The organism is Actinomadura luteofluorescens (genome assembly GCF_013409365.1).
Lineage (GTDB): Bacteria > Actinomycetota > Actinomycetes > Streptosporangiales > Streptosporangiaceae > Spirillospora > Spirillospora luteofluorescens.
Window position 1 is genome coordinate 8,408,285 of the sequence record NZ_JACCBA010000001.1, and the last position, 18,045, is coordinate 8,426,329.

At 64.8% G+C, this 18,045-nt stretch carries 13 protein-coding genes and 3 pseudogenes; 10 read left to right on the forward strand and 6 right to left on the reverse strand.

The window, feature by feature from the left end; genetic code table 11:
- Window positions 1–407: 407 nt before the first annotated feature.
- Together BJY14_RS38760 and BJY14_RS38765 are read right to left on the reverse strand one after the other, a co-directional pair.
- Window positions 408–551 (reverse strand): hypothetical protein, encoded by a 144-nt coding sequence (locus BJY14_RS38760; RefSeq protein WP_179848145.1) that lies wholly within the window; start codon window positions 549–551, stop codon window positions 408–410.
- Window positions 552–873: 322 nt separating this feature from the next.
- Entirely contained in the window at window positions 874–3,948 is a 3,075-nt protein-coding gene (locus tag BJY14_RS38765) for a hypothetical protein (RefSeq protein WP_179848146.1), read from the reverse strand.
- Window positions 3,949–4,177: 229 nt separating this feature from the next.
- Between BJY14_RS38765 and BJY14_RS46955 the strand changes: the two genes are divergently transcribed.
- Window positions 4,178–4,309: a hypothetical protein gene (locus BJY14_RS46955; RefSeq protein WP_281382171.1), complete on the forward strand. Its 132-nt coding sequence runs from the start codon at window positions 4,178–4,180 to the stop codon at window positions 4,307–4,309.
- 746 nt (window positions 4,310–5,055) lie between these two features.
- On the opposite strand, the gene BJY14_RS38770 is transcribed toward BJY14_RS46955, so the two are convergent.
- Window positions 5,056–5,202: a hypothetical protein gene (locus BJY14_RS38770; RefSeq protein WP_179848147.1), complete on the reverse strand. Its 147-nt coding sequence runs from the start codon at window positions 5,200–5,202 to the stop codon at window positions 5,056–5,058.
- Between the two features lie 206 nt (window positions 5,203–5,408).
- On the opposite strand from BJY14_RS38770, the gene BJY14_RS38775 reads away from it, so the two are divergent.
- Complete coding sequence (locus BJY14_RS38775; RefSeq protein WP_179848148.1) at window positions 5,409–7,940, forward strand: tetratricopeptide repeat protein; 2,532 nt, start codon at window positions 5,409–5,411, stop codon at window positions 7,938–7,940.
- A 67-nt stretch (window positions 7,941–8,007) separates the two neighbouring features.
- Here BJY14_RS38775 and BJY14_RS38780 read toward each other — a convergent pair.
- Together BJY14_RS38780 and BJY14_RS44665 are read right to left on the reverse strand one after the other, a co-directional pair.
- Window positions 8,008–8,877: pseudogene (locus BJY14_RS38780) on the reverse strand (IS5 family transposase).
- A gap of 437 nt (window positions 8,878–9,314) precedes the next feature.
- A complete protein-coding gene (locus tag BJY14_RS44665; RefSeq protein ID WP_312879641.1) occupies window positions 9,315–9,707 on the reverse strand; it encodes a 6-pyruvoyl trahydropterin synthase family protein in 393 nt (130 codons plus the stop codon).
- 132 nt (window positions 9,708–9,839) lie between these two features.
- On the opposite strand from BJY14_RS44665, the gene BJY14_RS38790 reads away from it, so the two are divergent.
- From BJY14_RS38790 to BJY14_RS38815, 7 genes and pseudogenes are all read left to right on the forward strand, one after another.
- Window positions 9,840–10,133 (forward strand): NsdA family TPR-like regulatory protein, encoded by a 294-nt coding sequence (locus BJY14_RS38790; protein ID WP_179848149.1) that lies wholly within the window; start codon window positions 9,840–9,842, stop codon window positions 10,131–10,133.
- Window positions 10,130–11,218: an NsdA family TPR-like regulatory protein gene (locus BJY14_RS38795; protein ID WP_218905778.1), complete on the forward strand. Its 1,089-nt coding sequence runs from the start codon at window positions 10,130–10,132 to the stop codon at window positions 11,216–11,218. The genes BJY14_RS38790 and BJY14_RS38795 overlap by 4 nt, the downstream gene beginning before the upstream one ends.
- Window positions 11,219–11,527: 309 nt before the next feature.
- Window positions 11,528–11,719, forward strand: a pseudogene (locus BJY14_RS47890) (anthranilate phosphoribosyltransferase); the annotation flags it as partial.
- Between the two features lie 94 nt (window positions 11,720–11,813).
- Window positions 11,814–12,407 carry an anthranilate phosphoribosyltransferase gene (gene trpD, locus BJY14_RS44675; protein ID WP_218905779.1) on the forward strand — a complete coding sequence of 198 codons (594 nt, stop codon included), beginning with the start codon at window positions 11,814–11,816 and terminating at the stop codon, window positions 12,405–12,407.
- Window positions 12,408–13,100: 693 nt separating this feature from the next.
- Window positions 13,101–13,622 carry an AMP-binding protein gene (locus BJY14_RS46960; RefSeq protein WP_179848150.1) on the forward strand — a complete coding sequence of 174 codons (522 nt, stop codon included), beginning with the start codon at window positions 13,101–13,103 and terminating at the stop codon, window positions 13,620–13,622.
- 40 nt (window positions 13,623–13,662) lie between these two features.
- Complete coding sequence (locus BJY14_RS47530) at window positions 13,663–16,110, forward strand: citrate/2-methylcitrate synthase (protein WP_376770030.1); 2,448 nt, start codon at window positions 13,663–13,665, stop codon at window positions 16,108–16,110.
- Between the two features lie 213 nt (window positions 16,111–16,323).
- The gene (locus BJY14_RS38815) at window positions 16,324–17,166 is read left to right on the forward strand and encodes a hypothetical protein (protein ID WP_218905780.1); all 843 of its coding nucleotides are present in this window, start codon (window positions 16,324–16,326) and stop codon (window positions 17,164–17,166) included.
- A gap of 125 nt (window positions 17,167–17,291) precedes the next feature.
- On the opposite strand, the pseudogene BJY14_RS38820 reads toward BJY14_RS38815, so the two are convergent.
- Window positions 17,292–17,479 (reverse strand): annotated as a pseudogene (locus BJY14_RS38820) (IS5/IS1182 family transposase); the annotation flags it as partial.
- 54 nt (window positions 17,480–17,533) lie between these two features.
- On the opposite strand from BJY14_RS38820, the gene BJY14_RS38825 reads away from it, so the two are divergent.
- Entirely contained in the window at window positions 17,534–17,866 is a 333-nt protein-coding gene (locus BJY14_RS38825; protein WP_179848153.1) for a hypothetical protein, read from the forward strand.
- Window positions 17,867–18,045: the final 179 nt, after the last annotated feature.

Genomic DNA, 18,045 nt, shown 5'->3' on the forward strand with positions numbered 1-18,045 from the left:
TCGTCAGTTTCGCCGCCCAACCGTTCTGGGGAGAGCCTCTCGCGGGGCATTCCCTGGGGCAGGGAGCCCCTACCACCGGAGGCGTGTGGCGCTCCTACGCCGGGCGGGGCTACGTCCTCCCCGGCCGGGAACCGTGGTTCACGGCGCGTTCCCTGCGTCAGGGAGGCTCACGGGAGTGGCGGTTTGTCGAAGGTCGCCATCACTGCCCAGTAGTTGTCGGTCTCGGTCCCCTTCTTCGCGCTCGTCTTCTTCTTGGTCGCCGGCGAGGTGGCCTCGATGCCTCCGGGGGGGCGCGGCGGGCGTCCCGGAGGGGAGCTCGATGGGCGCCGTCGTCATCGCGGAGGACAGGAAGTCACGCTCGATCGTCACGCGCTCCAGCCCCTCGGTCAGGCGGGCAACGGTCGCGGTCAGCTGGGAGATGGTCTGCTCTCCGCGCTCGTGCCGCGGCCCTCGATGGCCTCGATGAACTCGACGCGGAACTGGGTGTTGAACTTCACCATCTCCGCGCTGCTCCCCTCGCGGCGGGCGGCTCGCCGGTGCCAGCCGAACATCCAGGGTGGGTAGGCGTCTCGCTCGAGGAGGGGTTCTACTGCTTTGCGCAGGGAGCGGTGCACGACACGGTCGGCGGCGGTGGGGACGGTGATCCGGTAGTCCTTGCCCCCAGCCGTGGAACTCGGCGATGCGTGTGGGGGAGGCTGACAAGATCCGTCGGTCAGGCGGGCCGAGAGCGCGACTGGACGGTCCGACTGCCGGCTCGCCAAGTTCCTCTCCGGGCGGCGCCTGAACGGCGGGGTGTAGTCCGGGGGAGTCTGGGGTCGGCGTGTGGCGCATGCACCGGGCTTAACGACGGCGTTGCCGCGCGAACGAAACTTGCTACTGCAGGTCCTCCCACGACCAATGCGCGGCGGCGCTCCCATCGCGGCCACGCCCGTACCGGAACCGCTCCGCTCGGTCGCCGACCTCGGCGAACTGGGCGAACATTCCGGCAGCGGGCAATCGTTCGGCCAGCGCGGCGGCCTGCGTGGCTGCGCCTGCCTCGTGCAGAGCGGGCAGAAGCGCCGCGACTTCGTGGGGGCGATGGAGAGCGAGCTCCGCGGTGGCTCGCTTGGCCAGTGCCGCGACCTGTCCGTCCCTACGCGCCTCGCGCAACTCGCCCAGCACGGCTGCCACGCCGCGAGGGTCGTCGACTGTGAGGTGCGCGGCGGCTCGCTTGGCCAGTGCCGCGACCTGCCCGTCCGCACCCGCCTCCCGCAACTCGCCCAGCAAGGCCGCCACACCGAACGCGTTGTCAAGAGCGACGTGCACGCCGGGGTCGCGGGCCAGCAACACGACAACCTGGTTCCTCGCTCCCCCCTTTCGCAGCACCTCAAGTAGGGCCGCTACGCCGCTCGGGTCGTTGAGGGCGACATGTGCGGCAGCTCCTTCGACCAGCGCCGCGACCTGCTCGTCCGCCCCCGCGCTTTGCAGCACATCCAGCCCGGCCACGACACTGCTCGGGTCGTCGAGGGCGACGTGCGCGGCGGCTCGTTCGACCAGCGCCGCGACCTGCTCGTCGGCGCCCACCTCCCGCAACCTGCCCACCAGGGCCATCACGCCGCTCGGGTCGTCGAGGGCGACGCGCGCGGCGGCTCGCTTGGCCAGCGCCGCGATCTGGTCTGCCGCCGCCACCGGCCGCAGCGCCTCCAGCAGGTCCGCCACGCCGTAGGCGTCGTCGAGGGCGACCTGGGTGGCGATTCGTTCGACCAGCGCCGCGACCTGCACGTTTGCACCCTCGTTCCACAGCACCGTGACCATGTCCGCCACCCTTCGCGGGTAGTTGAGAGGGGGGTGCGCAACGACTCGCTCGGCCAACGCCGCAGCCAGGTCTGGCGTTTCCACCCGGAGTTCGTGCAGTAGGACCCCTAAATAGAGCGGGCTGGCGAGGACCAAGGGCGAAGCGGCTGTTCGTTCGACCAGCGCCGAGGCCGGGCCTGAGGCCCCCACTTCGCGCAACATGTGCACAAGGGTCACGACTCCATATTCGTTGTCCAGGGCGACGTGGGCAGCAGGATCTCGAGCCAGCAACACGGCTATGTCCTCCTCAGCCCCCACCTCCTTTAGCACCTCCAGTACGGTCACCACAGCGCTCGGGTCGTCAAGAGCGAGCCGCGTGGCGGTTCGCTTGGCCAGCGCCGCGACCTGCCCGTCCGCACCCGCCTCCCGCAACTCGCCCAGCAAGGCCGCCACACCGAACGCGTTGTCAAGAGCGACGTGCACGGCGGGATCGCGGGCCAGCAACTCGGCCGCTTGCGTCTTCGCTCCCACGGTCCGAAGGGCGTAGAGCAAGTTCCCCAGGTCGCGCGAGTTGTCGAGGGCGGCGTGCGCGGCGGTGTAGTGAGCGGGGCGGGGGTCGGTCGGGTGCAGTCGGTGCAAGCGGGTGACCAGGTTCGCAGCGGCGGCTGGGTGCCCGTGTTTGGTGGCGTTCTTCCACAGTTGAGCGGCATGCCGATACAGGCCGCGGTTCCATGCCGCTGCACCCAGACGGTGAAGGTCGGTCGGGTGGGTGTGGACGGCCGCGGCGGTCCAGAAGCTGTGCGGGGGGATCTGGTCGGCGCGATCGGTTCGGGCGCGCTGGTCGAGAAAATCGGCCATCCTGTAGCCGGTGGTGGCGCCCATGGTCATGCCGTCGCCTACGGGCGTAAGGGCTGCGGCAGCGCCCGCCAGTGGCTGAGTGGCGTAGTCCAAGGCCGCTTCGAACCAGTTCGCCGGCGCCTGCGCCTGTTGGGCCGGAGTGCAGTAGCCGGGGGCCGCGGCGCGCATGAACTCCACCGCTAGGGGAGAGTGGACACCGAGCCGCGCGGCATCAGCGGCAACGGCCAGGATCGCGCGGGCGTAGGGGGTGCCGTTCCGCCACCGGTCCAGCAGTTGGGGGGCGGCCGCGATGATCTGGGTCAGTCCGGGATCACAGGAGCGAAGGGCCGCCTGGAGCCAGGGGTCGCCGGTTCCACCGTGTGCGGTGTCGGCCAGGTGCCGGGCACGGTCGGTCTCGGCCGGGCTGCACCGCTCGGCCAGGTGGATGCGGTGGGCGAGCTTGAGCAGCTGCCGCTCTACCTGGTACCGGTCACTCTGGCCAGCGCTGGCAGTGCCGCTGACAGCGTCAGCGGGATCGGTGCGGTGCAGAGCCGGGCCGGGCGCGGCCAGGAAGGTGTCGTGGTAGGCGGGCCATATGGTCGCCACGATGACCGCCCCGGCCTGGATGAGGCGGCTGGCGTTGGCGGCCGTGAGCCCGTCGGCGCCGTTCAGGTAGCTCTGCAGTTCGTCTAGCCAGATCACGAGCCTGCCGGGCGGCCGGTCGGCCAGCTCGGTCAGCTGTGCAGCATCGCGGGGATGCAGCAGCCACCAGTCCGGCAGCACCTGCTGGACGGCGGTCAGCAGGCAGCGGGTCTTCCCGGCGCACGACCCTCCGACCAGTACGACCATCCCGCCGCGGCCGGCTGCGACGCGCAGCCAGGGCCGCAGCCCCGTGCCGGGCTGCTCGTCGATGTCGCGCGGGACGTAGGTGGGCAGGGTGTCGGGGTGGGCGCCGGGCACCTCGATCGGCACGTGCACCCCCAGGGAACGCCAGCCGGCGCCGCGGACACGAACCGCCCCGGGCACCGGTGCCGTCGCGGTGCGGGTGCGTTCCCAGGCCGCCAGCCACCGTTCATGCTGATCGCGCGGGACCCCGCACACCGCCAGGAACGTTTCCAGGGTCTGACGCTCGCAGCGGCCCTTTAGGAGTAGGTCGCTGAGCGTGCTGCTCGGCAACCGGGCCGTGCCGCTTCCGCCTGCCAGCGCACGGGCCGCCTTGCCCAGGTCGGCGTACGTGCGGCGACCGCGCAGCGTGTTCAGCGCCCCTGCCAGTTCGGTCGAGCTCTGGACCCGCGCCGGGTTCGCGCTCGCCGTGTCCTTGGCATCCGTGCTCGCCACAGTGCCTCCTGCTCGGTCACGACTCCGGAGATTCCCTCCGGACTCCGCCGGAGGTTCGGCCTGGTCCGGCGCTGCCGGGCTCCAGCCTGCCCGCCCGGCGCGGGTTTGACTGGTGTTCCTCCGGATCGCTCCGAGTCTGCGGCCGGATCCGGCCGCCATCGGCAGGCTCGATCCGTCGAACGCGGGCCCGGCCGGCCGCCCGCTCCCACCCACACTCTCGGGAGCACCAATGCGCAACCGTCTGCACCCCTACCGCACCACCCTCGCCCGGTACGCCCGCCAGGTCGTGCCCGCCGTCGTCAGCGGCGCCACCGCCGGCATCACCGGCTGGCTACTCACCTTCCTGGTCCACCACCTGTAAGCGACCACCGAGGCCCGGACGCCGGTACGTCCAACCGGGCGCCCAGCACCAGACGCGTGGCGTCCGCGGCGGTTTGTGTCGGGGCGCCACCACGCCCTGTTTCAACGCGACCAGGCCTCCGCAGTGCGCCCAGCGCACCGAAGCGCAGGCACTGCAACGCGAGCAGGACACCGCCCGGGCCACGCAGGCCGAACAGCGCGAACGCGCCGTCCGGGTCGAACAGGCCTTTCCGGTGGTCGAAGGCCCATGCCGGCGGCCTCAGGGATCCGCTGGGGCGCGCCGCGAAATCGTCACCTGATGCGCGAGCCCTTCACGGCGACTGGGCGTTCCTACGGCTCGGGGCGATGGCCGATGTACCCGCGCTAGCGGCGATCCGCGCGAAGCTGGAGGTCCGCCGGTGTTGGTTAGGCTGCCCCCGACCTTGCCGCCGAATGAACCGCGACCTCGTCGAACCCGACACCGGAAGACCGGTCATAGAGCACGAGGCATCCGGAGGTGCACCGTCAAGGCTGGGTGGGACCGGCGCGGCCGCGCGGTCCTCCGCACCATCGCCGTATGGAAAGGAGGAGGACGGCCAGTCTCGTTGAACGGGCGAGCTTACCCCTTTCGGAAAGCGCGGGAGGCGGTTGCAGCGACGCGTTGTCGGTGTCGGTGTCGCAGTCGTGTGCGCGGATGGTCGAAGTCCTCTGCACGCCTCGATTGTTGTGAGGCGTGCAGAGGACTTCGGGGTGTTGCGGGGGGCGGGGCTACTTGTGGGTGATCCACCAGATGGCCAGCTGGATCGGCGCGGCGCCGGCGGCGGTTGCGGCGCCGCGGAAGGCGGCCTGAGTGGCCTTGCGGGCGAGCCGGTGCAGGCGGTCGGGGTTTAGGCGGTCGCTGTTGCGGCGCGGCATGGCGTGGACCTTTCGGCGGCGGCCTGGCGTGGTGTGCCGGTGGCCTGGTGCCGTCGACCTGAATTGCCCGGGGATTTTCCCCGGATCTGACCGCGTTCGGGTGGTGGGGCGGGGCAGGCTGGTGGCCTGGGAGATAACGGACGGGTTGGGTTTCCCGGACGGTTTACGGTCCGGATCGGTCCGGATCCAGGTGAAGGGGTCAGTGGATGGGTGAACCGCTGGATTCGACCGAGGTATGGGCGGCCGCGGTACGGGCGTTGTGGGAGGCGGCGGGCAAGCCGACGGGTGCGGCGATAGAGCGGCAGGCCGCCGCGCAGAAGCCGCCGTTGAAGGTGACGTCGCAGCGGTGGAGCGACTGGCGGAAGGGCACGAACGTCCCCGCCGACCAGGCGATCGCGGACTGGCTGGTCACTTTCCTGCGCAGCAGGGCCCGGCAGCGGACACCGGCGTTCGTGCCGCCCGCTGATCCCTGGTGGCAGCAGGTGTGGAAGCAGGCGCGCAAGGAGCGGCAGGGCCGGGGCGGCCGTCCACCTGGCCGGCATCGTTCTGCTGTGCCGGTGGTGTGGGAGCAGGTCCGGGTGGGGGTGGTGCCCCGGGCGGCGGACTGTTTCCAGGACCGGGCCGTGGCGGGCCGGGTGGAGCGGGCGGCTGAGCAGGACGGCACGGTGGTGCTCACCCAGCAGGACGGCCGGGGGTCGACGCAGGTGCTGGCGGGGATGGGCGGGGTCGGCAAGACCCAGTTGGCGGCCGCTTATGCGCGGCATGCCTGGCAGCAGGGGGTGGGGGTGCTGGTGTGGGCGGACGCCGCCACGCGCGACGGGGTGGTCTCCGCCTACGCCGACACCGCGGTCCGGCTCGGTCTGCAACTGGCCGACCGACAGGATCCGGACCGGTCGGCGCGCGAGTTCTTGGTCTGGGCGGAGACGACGACCCAGTGCTGGTGGCTAGTGGTGCTCGATGATGTCCGCAGTCTCGGCGAGCTAAGGGGGCTGTGGCCGCCGGCGGCCGCGTCGGCGGCTGCCGGGCGGGTGGTGGTCACTACCCGGCTCCGCGATGTGTTTGAGGGAACCGACAGCCGCATCGTCACCGTCGATACCTTCACCGCCCAGGAGGCCCGCGGCTATCTGCGGGCCAAACTCGGTTCCCGCGCCGCCGATGCCGGGCAGGTTAGGGCGCTAGCCAAAGATTTGGGCTACCTGCCCTTGGCGTTGGCGCAGGCCGCGGCCTACATCCTGGGCGCCGACATCACCATCGCCGCCTACCGGGAACGGCTCGCGACCCGTCTGCTCCGCCAGGCCATGCCCTCGGGCGACGCGCTACCCAAGGACCATGAACACATCGTCACGGCCACCTGGGAGCTGTCCATCGACCAGGCCGACCGTGCTGAACCGCTCGGCCTGGCCCGGCCGGTACTGCAAATGGCCAGCGTGCTCGATCCGGCGGGCATCCCCCAAGCGGCCCTGTCCAGCCCGCCAGCGCTGGATTACCTGACCGGCTACCGGCCCGACGCACCGGCTCACACCGCACACCAGGACTCCCAAGTGAGCGGTGAGATGGTGGATGAGGCGCTTCGGCTGCTGCACCGGCACAGCCTCATCGACCACGACCGCACCGCTACCCACCGCGAGATCCGTGTCCATCACCTTGTTCAACGCGCCACCCGCGAGAATCTTAGAAGTGGCACACGAAACGGCTCAGCTCGGTTCACCCAACTCGCACACGCCGCCGCCAACGCCGTGGCGGCGATCTGGCCGAAGATCGAACGTGACCACCTCGGCCAGATCCTGCGCGCCAATACCACCACCCTGCAGGATGCCGTCAGCATCGGCTGCCTCATATCCCCTGCTACCGGTGCACACAGCGTGCTATTCCAAGCTGCGACCAGTCTCGGTGAGACGGGGCAGGTCGAAGCCGCAGTCACCGCCTACGCCAGCCTCGTCGTTGCTGCCCAGGATCATCTGAACACAGACCACCCCGACATCTTGAAAGCTCGCCACGGTCTGGCTCGATGGCAAGGCGAAATGGGGGACTCCGCTAGGGCAGTCGCCGCCTTCGAAGAGGTACTGGACGACCAAACCCGGATACTCGGCTCCCACCACCTCCAAACCTTGACCACACTCCACAGCTTGGCCTACTGGCAAGGCAAAACAGGAAATGTTACCGGTGCGGTCGAAGCCTTCCAGGAAGTTTGGGAGAAGCGAAAAAGAGTATTGGGCCCCCATCATGTCGGCACCCTTGAGGCTCGACACAATCTGGCTTACTGGAAAGGCGAGGCAGGTGACATAATCGGTGCGATCGCCATGCACGAAGAAGTGCTGGAGGATCGAAGTCGAATACTGGGCCCTGAGCATCTCCAGACACTGTCTACGCGTCACAATCTGGCCCTGTGGCGTGGAGTGTCGGATGCGCATTACGTCGTTTCAGCCCTTCGGGAGATGCTGGTCGACTTTCGCCGAGTTTTGGGACCCGAGCACCCATTCACCCTGATCGCTCGGGGAAACCTGGCGCAGTATCTAGGGGAGGCTGGGAACGCGGATGCCGCAGCCGTCGCCTTTCGAAAATTGGTAGCCGACCGGACGCGGGTACTGGGGCCTGATCATCCCCAAACCCAGGCCGCCCACCAACAAATGGTCCATTGGCAAGAAGTTCAAAGGGCCGCCACTTCAAACAGAGACATAGCGGACCGTTCGAACCACCAGGAAGGATGGTTCGGAGGGGGAGGGGCTGGGTCTGGCTAGTCAAGTCGTTCGCCGACGACCAGCTCTGCGCACGCCGCCCTACCTGTCCTAGGCCGTGTCCGGTGGATCATGTGTTGATCCAGAGTAGGGCTGTGACCAGGATGATTGCGGCCCGGTAGTTGCGGGCGAGTTTGTCGAACCGGGTGGCGATGCCGCGCCATTGCTTGAGGCGGCCGATGCAGCGTTCGACCACGTTGCGGCGCCGGTAGAGGGCCGGGTCGAACCTTGGCGGCCGCCCGCCTCGTGAGCCGCGGCGTACGCGCCCGGCCCTGCTGGTCGACGCGTTCGGGGATGGTGGCGGCGATGCCCCGCTTGCGCAGGGTCCGGCGGATCGCCGCCGAGCTGTAGGCCTTGTCGGCGATCGCCCGGTCCGGTCGGCACCGCGGCCGCCCCCGCCCCGGTCGCGGCACCCGAATCCCGGCGAGGACGTCGGGGAAGGCGGTGCAGTCGTTGACGTTGCCGGCGGTGACCACGATCGACAGCGGCATTCCGCGCCCGTCCACGGCCAGGTGGACCTTGGTGGTCAGCCCGCCCCGTGATCGCCCGAGCGCCTGACTGCTCCCCGATGCCGGGTTCGTCCCACCCGGTTCCCTTTTTTGCGGGCACCGGCGGCGTGCTGATGGGCGCGCACGATGGTGGAGTCGAAGCTGACGGTCCAGTCGATCCGCCCGACCGAGTCGTCGTGGACCTGCACGTGGGTGAGGATGCGGTCGAAGGTGCCGTCGGCGGCCCACCGCCGGTACCGCTCATAAACGGTCTTCCACTTGCCGTACCGGTCAGGCAGGTCCCGCCACGGGGCACCGGTGGCCAGCTTCCACAAGATCCCGTTCAGCACCGTTCGGTGATCGGCCCACCGGCCACCCCGGGCGGGCTGCGCGGGCAAAAGCGGCTTGATCCGCCGCCACGCCGCATCGGTCAACTCATGCCGTCGCACCATGACACAGCATCAACCCACCCCCAAAGATCGACCTCAGCCAAACACCAAGATCCACCGGACACGCCCTAGCCGGTTCGGACACTACGGCCGCACCCCGAAACCCGTCACCCCGCGCGGACGCGCTGGACATCTTTTGCGCCGTAACTGGCATCGAAACCTGCCCTACCCGCGAGTGCAGAGACGCGGGCCCATAATCCAAATGTCGTCGGCCACGGTCTCATTGCGATGCCGATCGACGGCGCCTACCACACCTCCAAGTTGGCTCTTGAGGGGCCGAACGAGGCTCTGGCCCACGAAATAGACGGCTTTGGCAGCAAGGGCCACAATCGAGCCCGGTGGATTCGCCCCCCCAGTCCGGCGAGAACCATGGCCCCTCAACAACGGCCACATAACCGAGGCAAACCCGCCTATGGCACTCCCCGCCGCCGTCCAGGTTCTTAAGGCGTTGACTCCGACGACCCGCCCATGCGGGTGCTGTCCGGCAAGGCTTCTACTTGATGACGCAACAGGCCTACGCCGAGCGGCTCACCTGCCGGAACAACGTCTTGGAGTTCTTGCCGTGAGGTAATGGCCCTCGGCGCACAGAAAGACGCATCCGGCCGGACCGAGCGCAATGTAGCGGGTAGCGCAGAACGACGGCTTCGCCCACGACGGCTGGGAAGGCTATCCCCTGCCGGTGTCAAGATGACCTCGACCTCGTAGCTGTGCCCGTGCTGGCGGGAGCACTTGTGCTCAGGCGGCAGGCCCGGCAGCTGGTGACCTGCCTCGAAGTCGAACCTCTTGCCGATGGTGAAGGCACCAGTCGGCAACGAAACAGTACTGAAATCCACGCTGGTCCCCTCGGAAGGAAACCGGTAACAGGGCGGCTCTGGCTCCTCCAGTCAAAGGGCTCACGCACCGGCCGCCCAGGGGACAGACTGAGCCAAAGGTTGAAACCGGTGAAAGCCACAGGAGAGGACTCCATGGCGGGCACGAAACGGCCTCCCAACCGCGCCCTTGCAGCACTCCAGGACGAAGCGGGTTGGAGCAACGCCCAATTCGCCGCCGCGGTGAACCGGCTTGGCCCCGAGGCGAGCATGCGGCTCAACAATGACAAGAGCGCGGTGGCGCACTGGCTCACCGGCACCCTCCCCATCCCGCGTGCGCGCCCGCTGATCTGCGAGGCCCTGGCCCGTCGCCTCAGACGCCCCATCACAACCAGCGCCGCAGGATTCGGGCCTACCCCCGAGACCGAGATGATGGTTGCGACAGCGTGACCAAACTGGTCGGCTTAGGGAGCGCGGACATGGACCCGACAAGGAGGGCTGCGCTCGGGGCGATCGGGCTCTACTCGGCGGCGCTGGCCATCCCCCGCTGGCCCGATGTCACCGACCGCTTCCACCGCCTGAAGACCAACCCGCACGTGCGCATCGGCGCCGGCGACGTACAAGCCGTACGATCGATGACCGACCACCTCTCCGCCCTGGATGACCAGTTCGGCGGAGCTGCGATCAGGCCCCTGGCCGCCGCCTTCCTGGTCAACACCATCGCCCCCTACCTGCATGCCGACGCCACCGCTACAATCCGGGCCCAGATGCTGTCGGCGGCCAGCGACCATTGCTACCTGACCGGATACATGGCGATGGACGAGCGCGCCGACGGCCTCGCCCAGCGCTACTACCTGCTGGCTCTCGAACTCGCCGGCCACGCTGGCGATCACCTGACCTACTGCACCACACTCCGCGGAATGAGCGTCCAAGCCGTCGACCTCAGGCACACTGCCGACGCACTACGATTCGCCGAAGCCGCCTCCGCCGCCTCGCCCAACGCAGGCCCACGCATGCTCGCCTTCCTTGCCGGCCAACACGCGCACGCCGCTGCCCAAGCCGGCGACCGCACCACGGCCCTCACACAACTGAAGACCGCCGAGAAAGCGATGGACCGAGCAGAATCCAGATCCAAGGCGCTCGGCTCCTACGACCCCTCCTCGCTGCACTACCACATCGCCCAGGTCCGCTATGAGCTCGGCGATCTAAGCCAGGCCATCACCGAACTCGACAAGGCCCCGCAGGCTCCGCCCCGACATCTACCGCCGGACCCGCGTACGACACCTGGGCACCCTTGCCGAACGGAGACTGGAGATCGGCCACCTGGAAGAGGCCTGCCAGGGCTGGCACAAGATGCTCGACGACTACCTTCTCGTCCAATCCGGCCGATGCGACGACAGACTCCGCACCATGCTCAGTTCCATCCGTCCCTACAGCCACAACACCCACGCCCGAGACCTCTACGAACGCGCCCAATCCATAGCCAAACAGCGACATCGTCAAATGCGGCCTCGAACAACCTGACTGCCACGTGATCCCCCACGGCTTAGACCTGCGAGGGAAGTGGCTGAGGCGATCCGATCCCGTTGGATCATGTGCTGGCGAATCCCGCGATTTGTTATTTCTGCACGGACGAGTGGATTCGTCCCTTCCGGTTGTCGAAGGACGGATCCACTACTTCGGTGAACGGCGGCGTGATAGCCATCACCGATGGTGGGCAGCCTGCGCCAGGATGGCCCAATACGCTGGGAGGGCGTGCCCGGCCGAGCGGGCACCGGATCACACGCGGTCAGCCGCACGTCCCAACCCGCTGACGCCGGACCGACGAACCAGCGGAGACTTCTATGAGCGCACCCACCTGGCAACTGCTGAACCGGCTTGTGGCGGGGGAGGACCTGACGGCCGCCGACACCGCGTGGGCGATGTGTCAGGTCATGGACGACGATGTCGATCCCGCCGTTCTCGCCGGGTTCCTGGTGGCGCTGCGCGCCAAGGGCGAGACCGCGCAGGAGATGACCGGCATGATCGAAGCCGTCTTGTCCGCCGCGGCCCCGCTGCCGCTCAGCAGCGACGCCGTCGACGTGGTCGGCACCGGCGGCGACGGGGGCCCACACCGTCAACATCTCCACCATGGCCGCGATCGTGGTGGCCGCCGCCGGAATCCCAGTCGTCAAGCACGGAGGCCGGTCGAGCTCATCCGCCTGCGGCTCGGCGGACGTACTGGAAGCGCTCGGCGTCTCTCTCGCGCTGTCACCCGCGGCGGCGGCGCGCTGCCTGACCGAGGCCAACATCTGCTACCTGTTCGCACCCAATGTCCACTCCGGGCTGCGGCACGCCCGTCCCGTCCGCCGCGCCCTGAGCGTCCCCACCGTCATCAACTACATCGCGCCGCTGGTCAACCCGGCCCGGCCCCGGGCCGCCTGCGTCGGATGCTCCAATGCCTATGTCGCGCCCGTGCTCGCCCAGGTGCTCGCCGACCGCGGCTGCTCGGCGCTCGTGGTGCGCGGCCACGACGGTCTCGACGAGATCTCCACCGCCGCACCGACCCACGTGTGGGTCGTGACCGGCAACACCGTCACGCCCACCACCATCGACGCGGCCGAATTCGGCCTTCCCCGGTCCGCTCCGGGGGACCTGCGGAGCGGTGACGCCCCCCCCACAACGCCGCCGTCGCACGCCGGATCGTCGAAGGCGACACCGGGCCGGTCAGGGACGCCATACTGATCAACGCGGCCGCCGCGATCGCCACCTACTACGGGCTGGACGGCGATGTGCACGCCTGCATGGCCGCCAGCCTTAGGGAGGACAAATAGGGCCAAGAGCCCTGCGCTACAGCACCGTCAAGGTTGGCAAGAACAGTAAATTCATGCCCGCTCGCCCCGAGCAGCAGGCGTTCGAGTTCCCTGCGGTGGCCTCTGTGCTTTACTACGCCGGCCCCAGGCCCTGTTCCAACTTGAACAACGCTGGTGGCGAAGCCGCGCCGTTCAACTGCCGTGGGTGATCAGCCCGGTCACTGATTTGCTGCTGGGTCAGATGATGACGACCATGGCGCGGCCAGCGCCGGCCGACGAGAGCACCGCAGTGACGGTATTGCCAGTCTTTGCAGGGCAGGGACCACTCCACCTCAGGCAACTGCCCGCCAGACGAAGTGCTTCCTGTCCGGATCTGGACAGACCACAGCGTTCGAGATAGATCATTCGATTTCAGGGTAGTAGCCATATTAACACTGATGTGCAGGGACTACGAGCAACGAGAGGCCCCTCATTAAGGGCGCCCAGACGACCCACATAAAGAGGTCTACGCGCACAAACTTGGCCACGCATGTATCGGCTTCAAAGGGAACTTATTTTGATACAAGAAGCCCACGCCCTACTGCAAACCAGTATTCATATAAAACCATTTGAAAGTAGTGAATAGATGGACAACAAATCCTTCAACCGAGATGCAATAAACTACGATATGACCGGTTCGGTGTCGGGTTTCTTGAAGAGCGCAAGTGCACGTAGCGACCAAGCAGCCCTGATTCACGATGGTCAGACATGGTCGTATGCAGAAGTATTAGAAGAGGCACGTCGATGGGCCTCTCGCCTGCGCGAATGTCTGCCATCACAGCCGGTACAAAGAATGGGAATCTTTGTACACACCGGTACGGCTGAACATGTGGGAAAGATAGCAGCTTTGCTGGCGGGTATCACATTCGTACCATTGAATCCGAAGTTCCCCGCTCAGCGTATAGCGGAAATAATAGAGCAAGCCGGCATCTCAATTATCATCGTTGACGGCCAAGCTGCCAAGAAGCTCGGTGAGATCATTGACCGTCTGAGAGTCAAACCCACGGTGATTCTTCCAATGGGAGGGGACAGGGCCGCTTCGCGGGAGGATCAGAGCCCCCATTGTCGACGAAGTCGACCTCGCGAAAGCGCCTCCGCTTCCATTTGAGGAAATCGCGCTACCGAAAGCTAGTGACATTGCCTACATCATGTTCACATCTGGTAGTAGCGGGCGACCTAAAGGCGTTCCGATATCTCATCGTAACTTGATGGCATACATACATTCTGCTGGGCAGCGATACGATTTCGCACACACGGATGTATTTGCACTCACCTTTGACTCCACTTTCGATCTATCGATATTCGGACCCTTTATGGCGTGGGAAAGCGGCGCCTCTGCAATCACGATGCGACCCCAAGACGTTTCCAACCCTGTTCATTTTATAAACGAAAACGAGGTGAGCGTCTGGCTCTCCGTTCCCTCCGTTGCCAAGGCTCTAATAAATGCCGCAGCTTTGCGCCCGTGGAGCCTGCCGAGTCTGCGGTATAGCCTGTTTTGTGGTGAGGCACTTCCTCAATACTGCGCGTCCGCCTGGCAGCAGGCTGCGCACAACTCAACCGTAATAAATATGTACGGCCCCACTGAGGCAACGATTTCAGTATCCGATTATGTTTGGAACCAAGAAACTTCACCTGAGCAATGCGTGAACGACCTAGTTCCAATCGGCCACATTTACACGGGTCATCATGTGATTATTGTTGACGAAGCGAATCAAGATGTTCCAATAGGGGACAGGGGAGAATTGTGCATTGCAGGACCTCAGATTTTTTCCGGCTATCTCGATAGCGACCAGAACAATCAACGCTTTTTGCATCGTTCCGAGGGCGGCCAGCTTAGGAAGTACTACAAGACTGGTGATATCTGTGAGATTCTAAGCGACGGATCGATAGTATACGTCGCTCGTACCGACCACCAGGTAAAGCTCAGTGGCTACCGTATTGAGCTGGGCGACACGGAAGCCACATTGAGAAAGCTCGGCGCGACTGACGCGGTCGCCGTTCCCTGGCCGCCAAACGAGCCAAAATTCCTAGTTGCTGCAACGATCGGCTTTTCTAAAGATATCGAGGCCGTAAAGCAAGTATTGCCCGACTACATGATACCTCAGAAAATTGTAGATCTCGACGCAATGCCTCTGAATGCAAACGGCAAGATCGATCGCAAGGGTGTAGCGGAGCTCCTGGTGGAAGCTCTCCGGCCGGCCGAGGTCGCTACATCGAAACTCTCCCTGGAAGACGTAAAGTTACTTGTGGCGCAAGCCCTGGGGGAGGATCCGAGCAATATATCCGATGATTCGCATTTACACGAGCCAGGCAGTTGGGATTCTCTGGGTCATATCAGCGTCGTGGCGGCCTTAGAAACTCGGCTGGGGGTCCGAATCGACGCCGTACACGACCACGAGTTGCGCTCTATCCAAGGCATCTTCGCTTTCGCGCACGGGCGTACGGAATCGCGACAGGTGAATCGAAGCCTTCGGGGATTGCTTGTTACGGAGACTTCCATCGCGAATAGCGACGTAGGCAACGGCTCTCTCTCCTATTGTGGATACGACCTAACCGATCTGCTTGCGAGCAACTCGACCTTTGAACACGTGTCGTATCTTCTTCTGAATCACGAACTGCCGGATAACGCCCAAGCGCTTGCCTTTCAGCAACAGTTGGCGCAGCGAAGGACAATCTCACTAGCGGCTATGGAGACTCTTCGTATCTGTGCGCGCGTTGGCACGCATCCCCTGCCTGCTCTCGTAACCGCGATATCGGTCCTGAATGCCGAGATCTCTGTAGTTCGAAATGGCCTTTCCGTCCAGTCTTTGACGGAAGTCGGCGAAGCCGGCATGGATCTCATCGCTCAGCTTCCTACGTTGCTCAGTGCCTATCACATGCTTCGGCTGAGGAGAGAGCCCATACCGCCTAGACTGGAGCTTCCGCACGTAGCGAACATGTTGCACATGTTCGGTCTTCCTGTTAGCGAGCGAAATATCGACGTCATAACTAAGGACTTCATTATTCACGCAGATAATGGAACCACGGCGTCAACCTATGCGTGCTTAGTGGCAAACAGTGCTCACACCACCGTTCATGCAGCTGTTGCTGCAGCAGCTGGTGTGTTCTCGGGTGCACGTCATGGGTATGCCTCGGAAACGGCCTATGCCCAGCTGGCGACTTTGGAGGGGCCGGACGCCGTCAGGGCGTACGTCGAGCACCGCCTGGATGACGGTGAATTGGTCGACGGTATCGGGCACGCTATCTACGGAAGGGCGGGCGACCCGCGTCTGGCGCCGTATCGACAGGTCGCAACGCAGGTTGCACTAGAAGAGGACAACGTGGGTGGGCTAGAAAAGGCCAATGCGATGTACGATACTGCCTCCTCAAGGCGGGATGGCGCCCAACCAAACTACGATCTCTTTGGTGGACTTCTTTATGAATCACTTGGATTGTCGCTCGACCTATCCGCACCACTGCATATTTGCTACCGAGTAGTCGGATGGATCGCACATATTCTTGAGGAGCGAGCGACCGGGCAGCCACTTGTGCGCCCCGATGCACGGTACGTCGGGCATGCATCCCGACCCGTTATCCCGCCTTCCGGTTTGACATAGATAAGGAAGCTAGCCCGCATGAATAACTCTCTAGTGTCTGTCCACGATGAATGGAGCCCTCTTGAAGAGGTGATCGTTGGCACTGCCTTGGGAGCCAGGGTTCCTAGTTCCGATAGGGGTCAACACACGATCCGATGCCCGGACCTCTCAGCAATTCCCGAGGGCCCCTTCGACCCTCGATGCATAGCAGAGGCTGAGGAGGACATCGCTGGATTGATCGCCTTGCTGGAGGCGCAAGGCATCAAAGTTCGTCAGCCTGTTGTGCTGGATCATTCGCGAGAATACTCGACTCCGGATTGGAAGTCCGATGGGATGCACGCGTTTTGCCCACGGGATGTATTATTGGCTGTCGGAAGAACAATTATCGAAACGCCGATGTCACTTCGCTCTAGGCAGTATGAGTCGCTCGCCTATCGGCCGATACTTCGGGAGTACATGGACAGTGGCGCTCGATGGATTTCTGCACCTAGACCGGAGTTGAAGGAATCCGGATATAACAGGCGTGACCGGTCACTACTCGCTGTTCTCGAAGAGGAACCGGTGTTCGATGCCGCCAATTGTCTACGCATCGGAAGTGACATCCTCTTCCTTGTGTCTGATTCAGGAAATCTGAGCGGAGCTAAATGGCTTCAGACCACCCTCGGAGAGAGGTATCGCATTCATCCATGCGAGAATATTTATAAATCAACGCATATTGATACAACAATTATGGCACTCCGGCCGGGCCTCTTGCTTGCAAATCCTGCACGTGTCAGCGAAAAGACAATTCCAGACGTGCTGAGTAAATGGGATGTGATCCTGGCGCCAGAGCCGGTAGATACCGGGTTCTTAGGGTATCCCTTCAGTTCTCCTTGGATCAGCATGAACGTTTTAAGCATTTCTCCAGATTTGGTGATAGTCGAACAATCGCAGACCGAACTCATTCACATACTGGAGAAGAGAGGGATTACTTGCGCTCCTCTTCCCTGGCGTCAGGGAAGATCGCTTGGAGGCGGTTTTCACTGCGCGACGCTGGATGTGCGGCGAACAGGTAACTTGGAAAGTTACAGGTTATGATGGCTTGCCATCGGCCCACTACATCGAAGCTTACAACCAACGCTGCCGTTCCTTCACTTAAACAAGATCGCCGACGATATCTTTGAATGCTCCGAGGGTGACCAATGGCGATCACGGAGCCTTTTTTATCCTCGGGTGAGCTCGTAGTTCTGTAGGACGGCAATGGCCTTGACCAGGTGGCTGGCCTTATGGGGCTGCAGCGGAGCTTGCGGAGGATTCGCCATGATCTGAGCTGCGCGTTTGCGCGTTTGCCGGGGCCGCGGTGCTTGGCGTGCGCCCGGTGGGCCTGCTTCTGCGAATCCGGCTTGTTCTTGAGGGTCCGCTGTCACCCAACCCCTCTGACGCCCGCTGGACTCCGCCTCGGACCGTGATGCTGCTCAGCCCGGCCGACGCCCCGCTGCCCCTCACCGGCGTCGATAACCTCACCCGCCGGGTCCGTGCCGCCGGGCATCTGACCGAGCGGCAGGCCCGCCGCGCACTGTGGTTCCTGCAGGGCGAGCAGATCCCGCAACGGCAGCCTGACGGCGCCGTGGCGCTGCGGCCGGTCGTGCACTACCTCAGCTTCGCCCTCCAACCCGCCCCCGCCGACGAGCACGCCGACGTCGGCAAGGATCCGGTCGACGACGCGGACCTGCCTCCGCAAGCGCCCCGCCGCGATCACCGCATGACGACCGCACTAGAACGGCGCCTAGATCGTTGATGGGAAGTATCGGTGTTGGTCAGTGGTCCCTACCGTTGACGTATCCAGCCCGTCGTAGGGTGCGGATGCCCCGGCAGGGGCGGGTGTGGCTTTCAGTGGTCTGCCGTTCATGTGTGGCTTCCTATGACTTGCCGCCCGCTCCTGCGTGACGGACTCGGCCTCTGATTGAGAGTTGCGAG

What these genes read in the sequence shown, in the direction of transcription:
- BJY14_RS38790 (WP_179848149.1), top strand. Translation starts at nt 9,840, where the DNA reads ATGGCGGGCACGAAACGGCCTCCCAACCGCGCCCTTGCAGCACTCCAG.
- BJY14_RS38775 (WP_179848148.1), top strand. Translation starts at nt 5,409, where the DNA reads ATGGGTGAACCGCTGGATTCGACCGAGGTATGGGCGGCCGCGGTACGG.
- BJY14_RS38770 (WP_179848147.1), bottom strand. Translation starts at nt 5,202, where the DNA reads ATGCCGCGCCGCAACAGCGACCGCCTAAACCCCGACCGCCTGCACCGG.
- BJY14_RS46955 (WP_281382171.1), top strand. Translation starts at nt 4,178, where the DNA reads ATGCGCAACCGTCTGCACCCCTACCGCACCACCCTCGCCCGGTACGCC.
- trpD (WP_218905779.1), top strand. Translation starts at nt 11,814, where the DNA reads ATGGCCGCGATCGTGGTGGCCGCCGCCGGAATCCCAGTCGTCAAGCAC.
- BJY14_RS47530 (WP_376770030.1), top strand. Translation starts at nt 13,663, where the DNA reads ATGTTCACATCTGGTAGTAGCGGGCGACCTAAAGGCGTTCCGATATCT.
- BJY14_RS46960 (WP_179848150.1), top strand. Translation starts at nt 13,101, where the DNA reads ATGGACAACAAATCCTTCAACCGAGATGCAATAAACTACGATATGACC.
- BJY14_RS38760 (WP_179848145.1), bottom strand. Translation starts at nt 551, where the DNA reads ATGTTCGGCTGGCACCGGCGAGCCGCCCGCCGCGAGGGGAGCAGCGCG.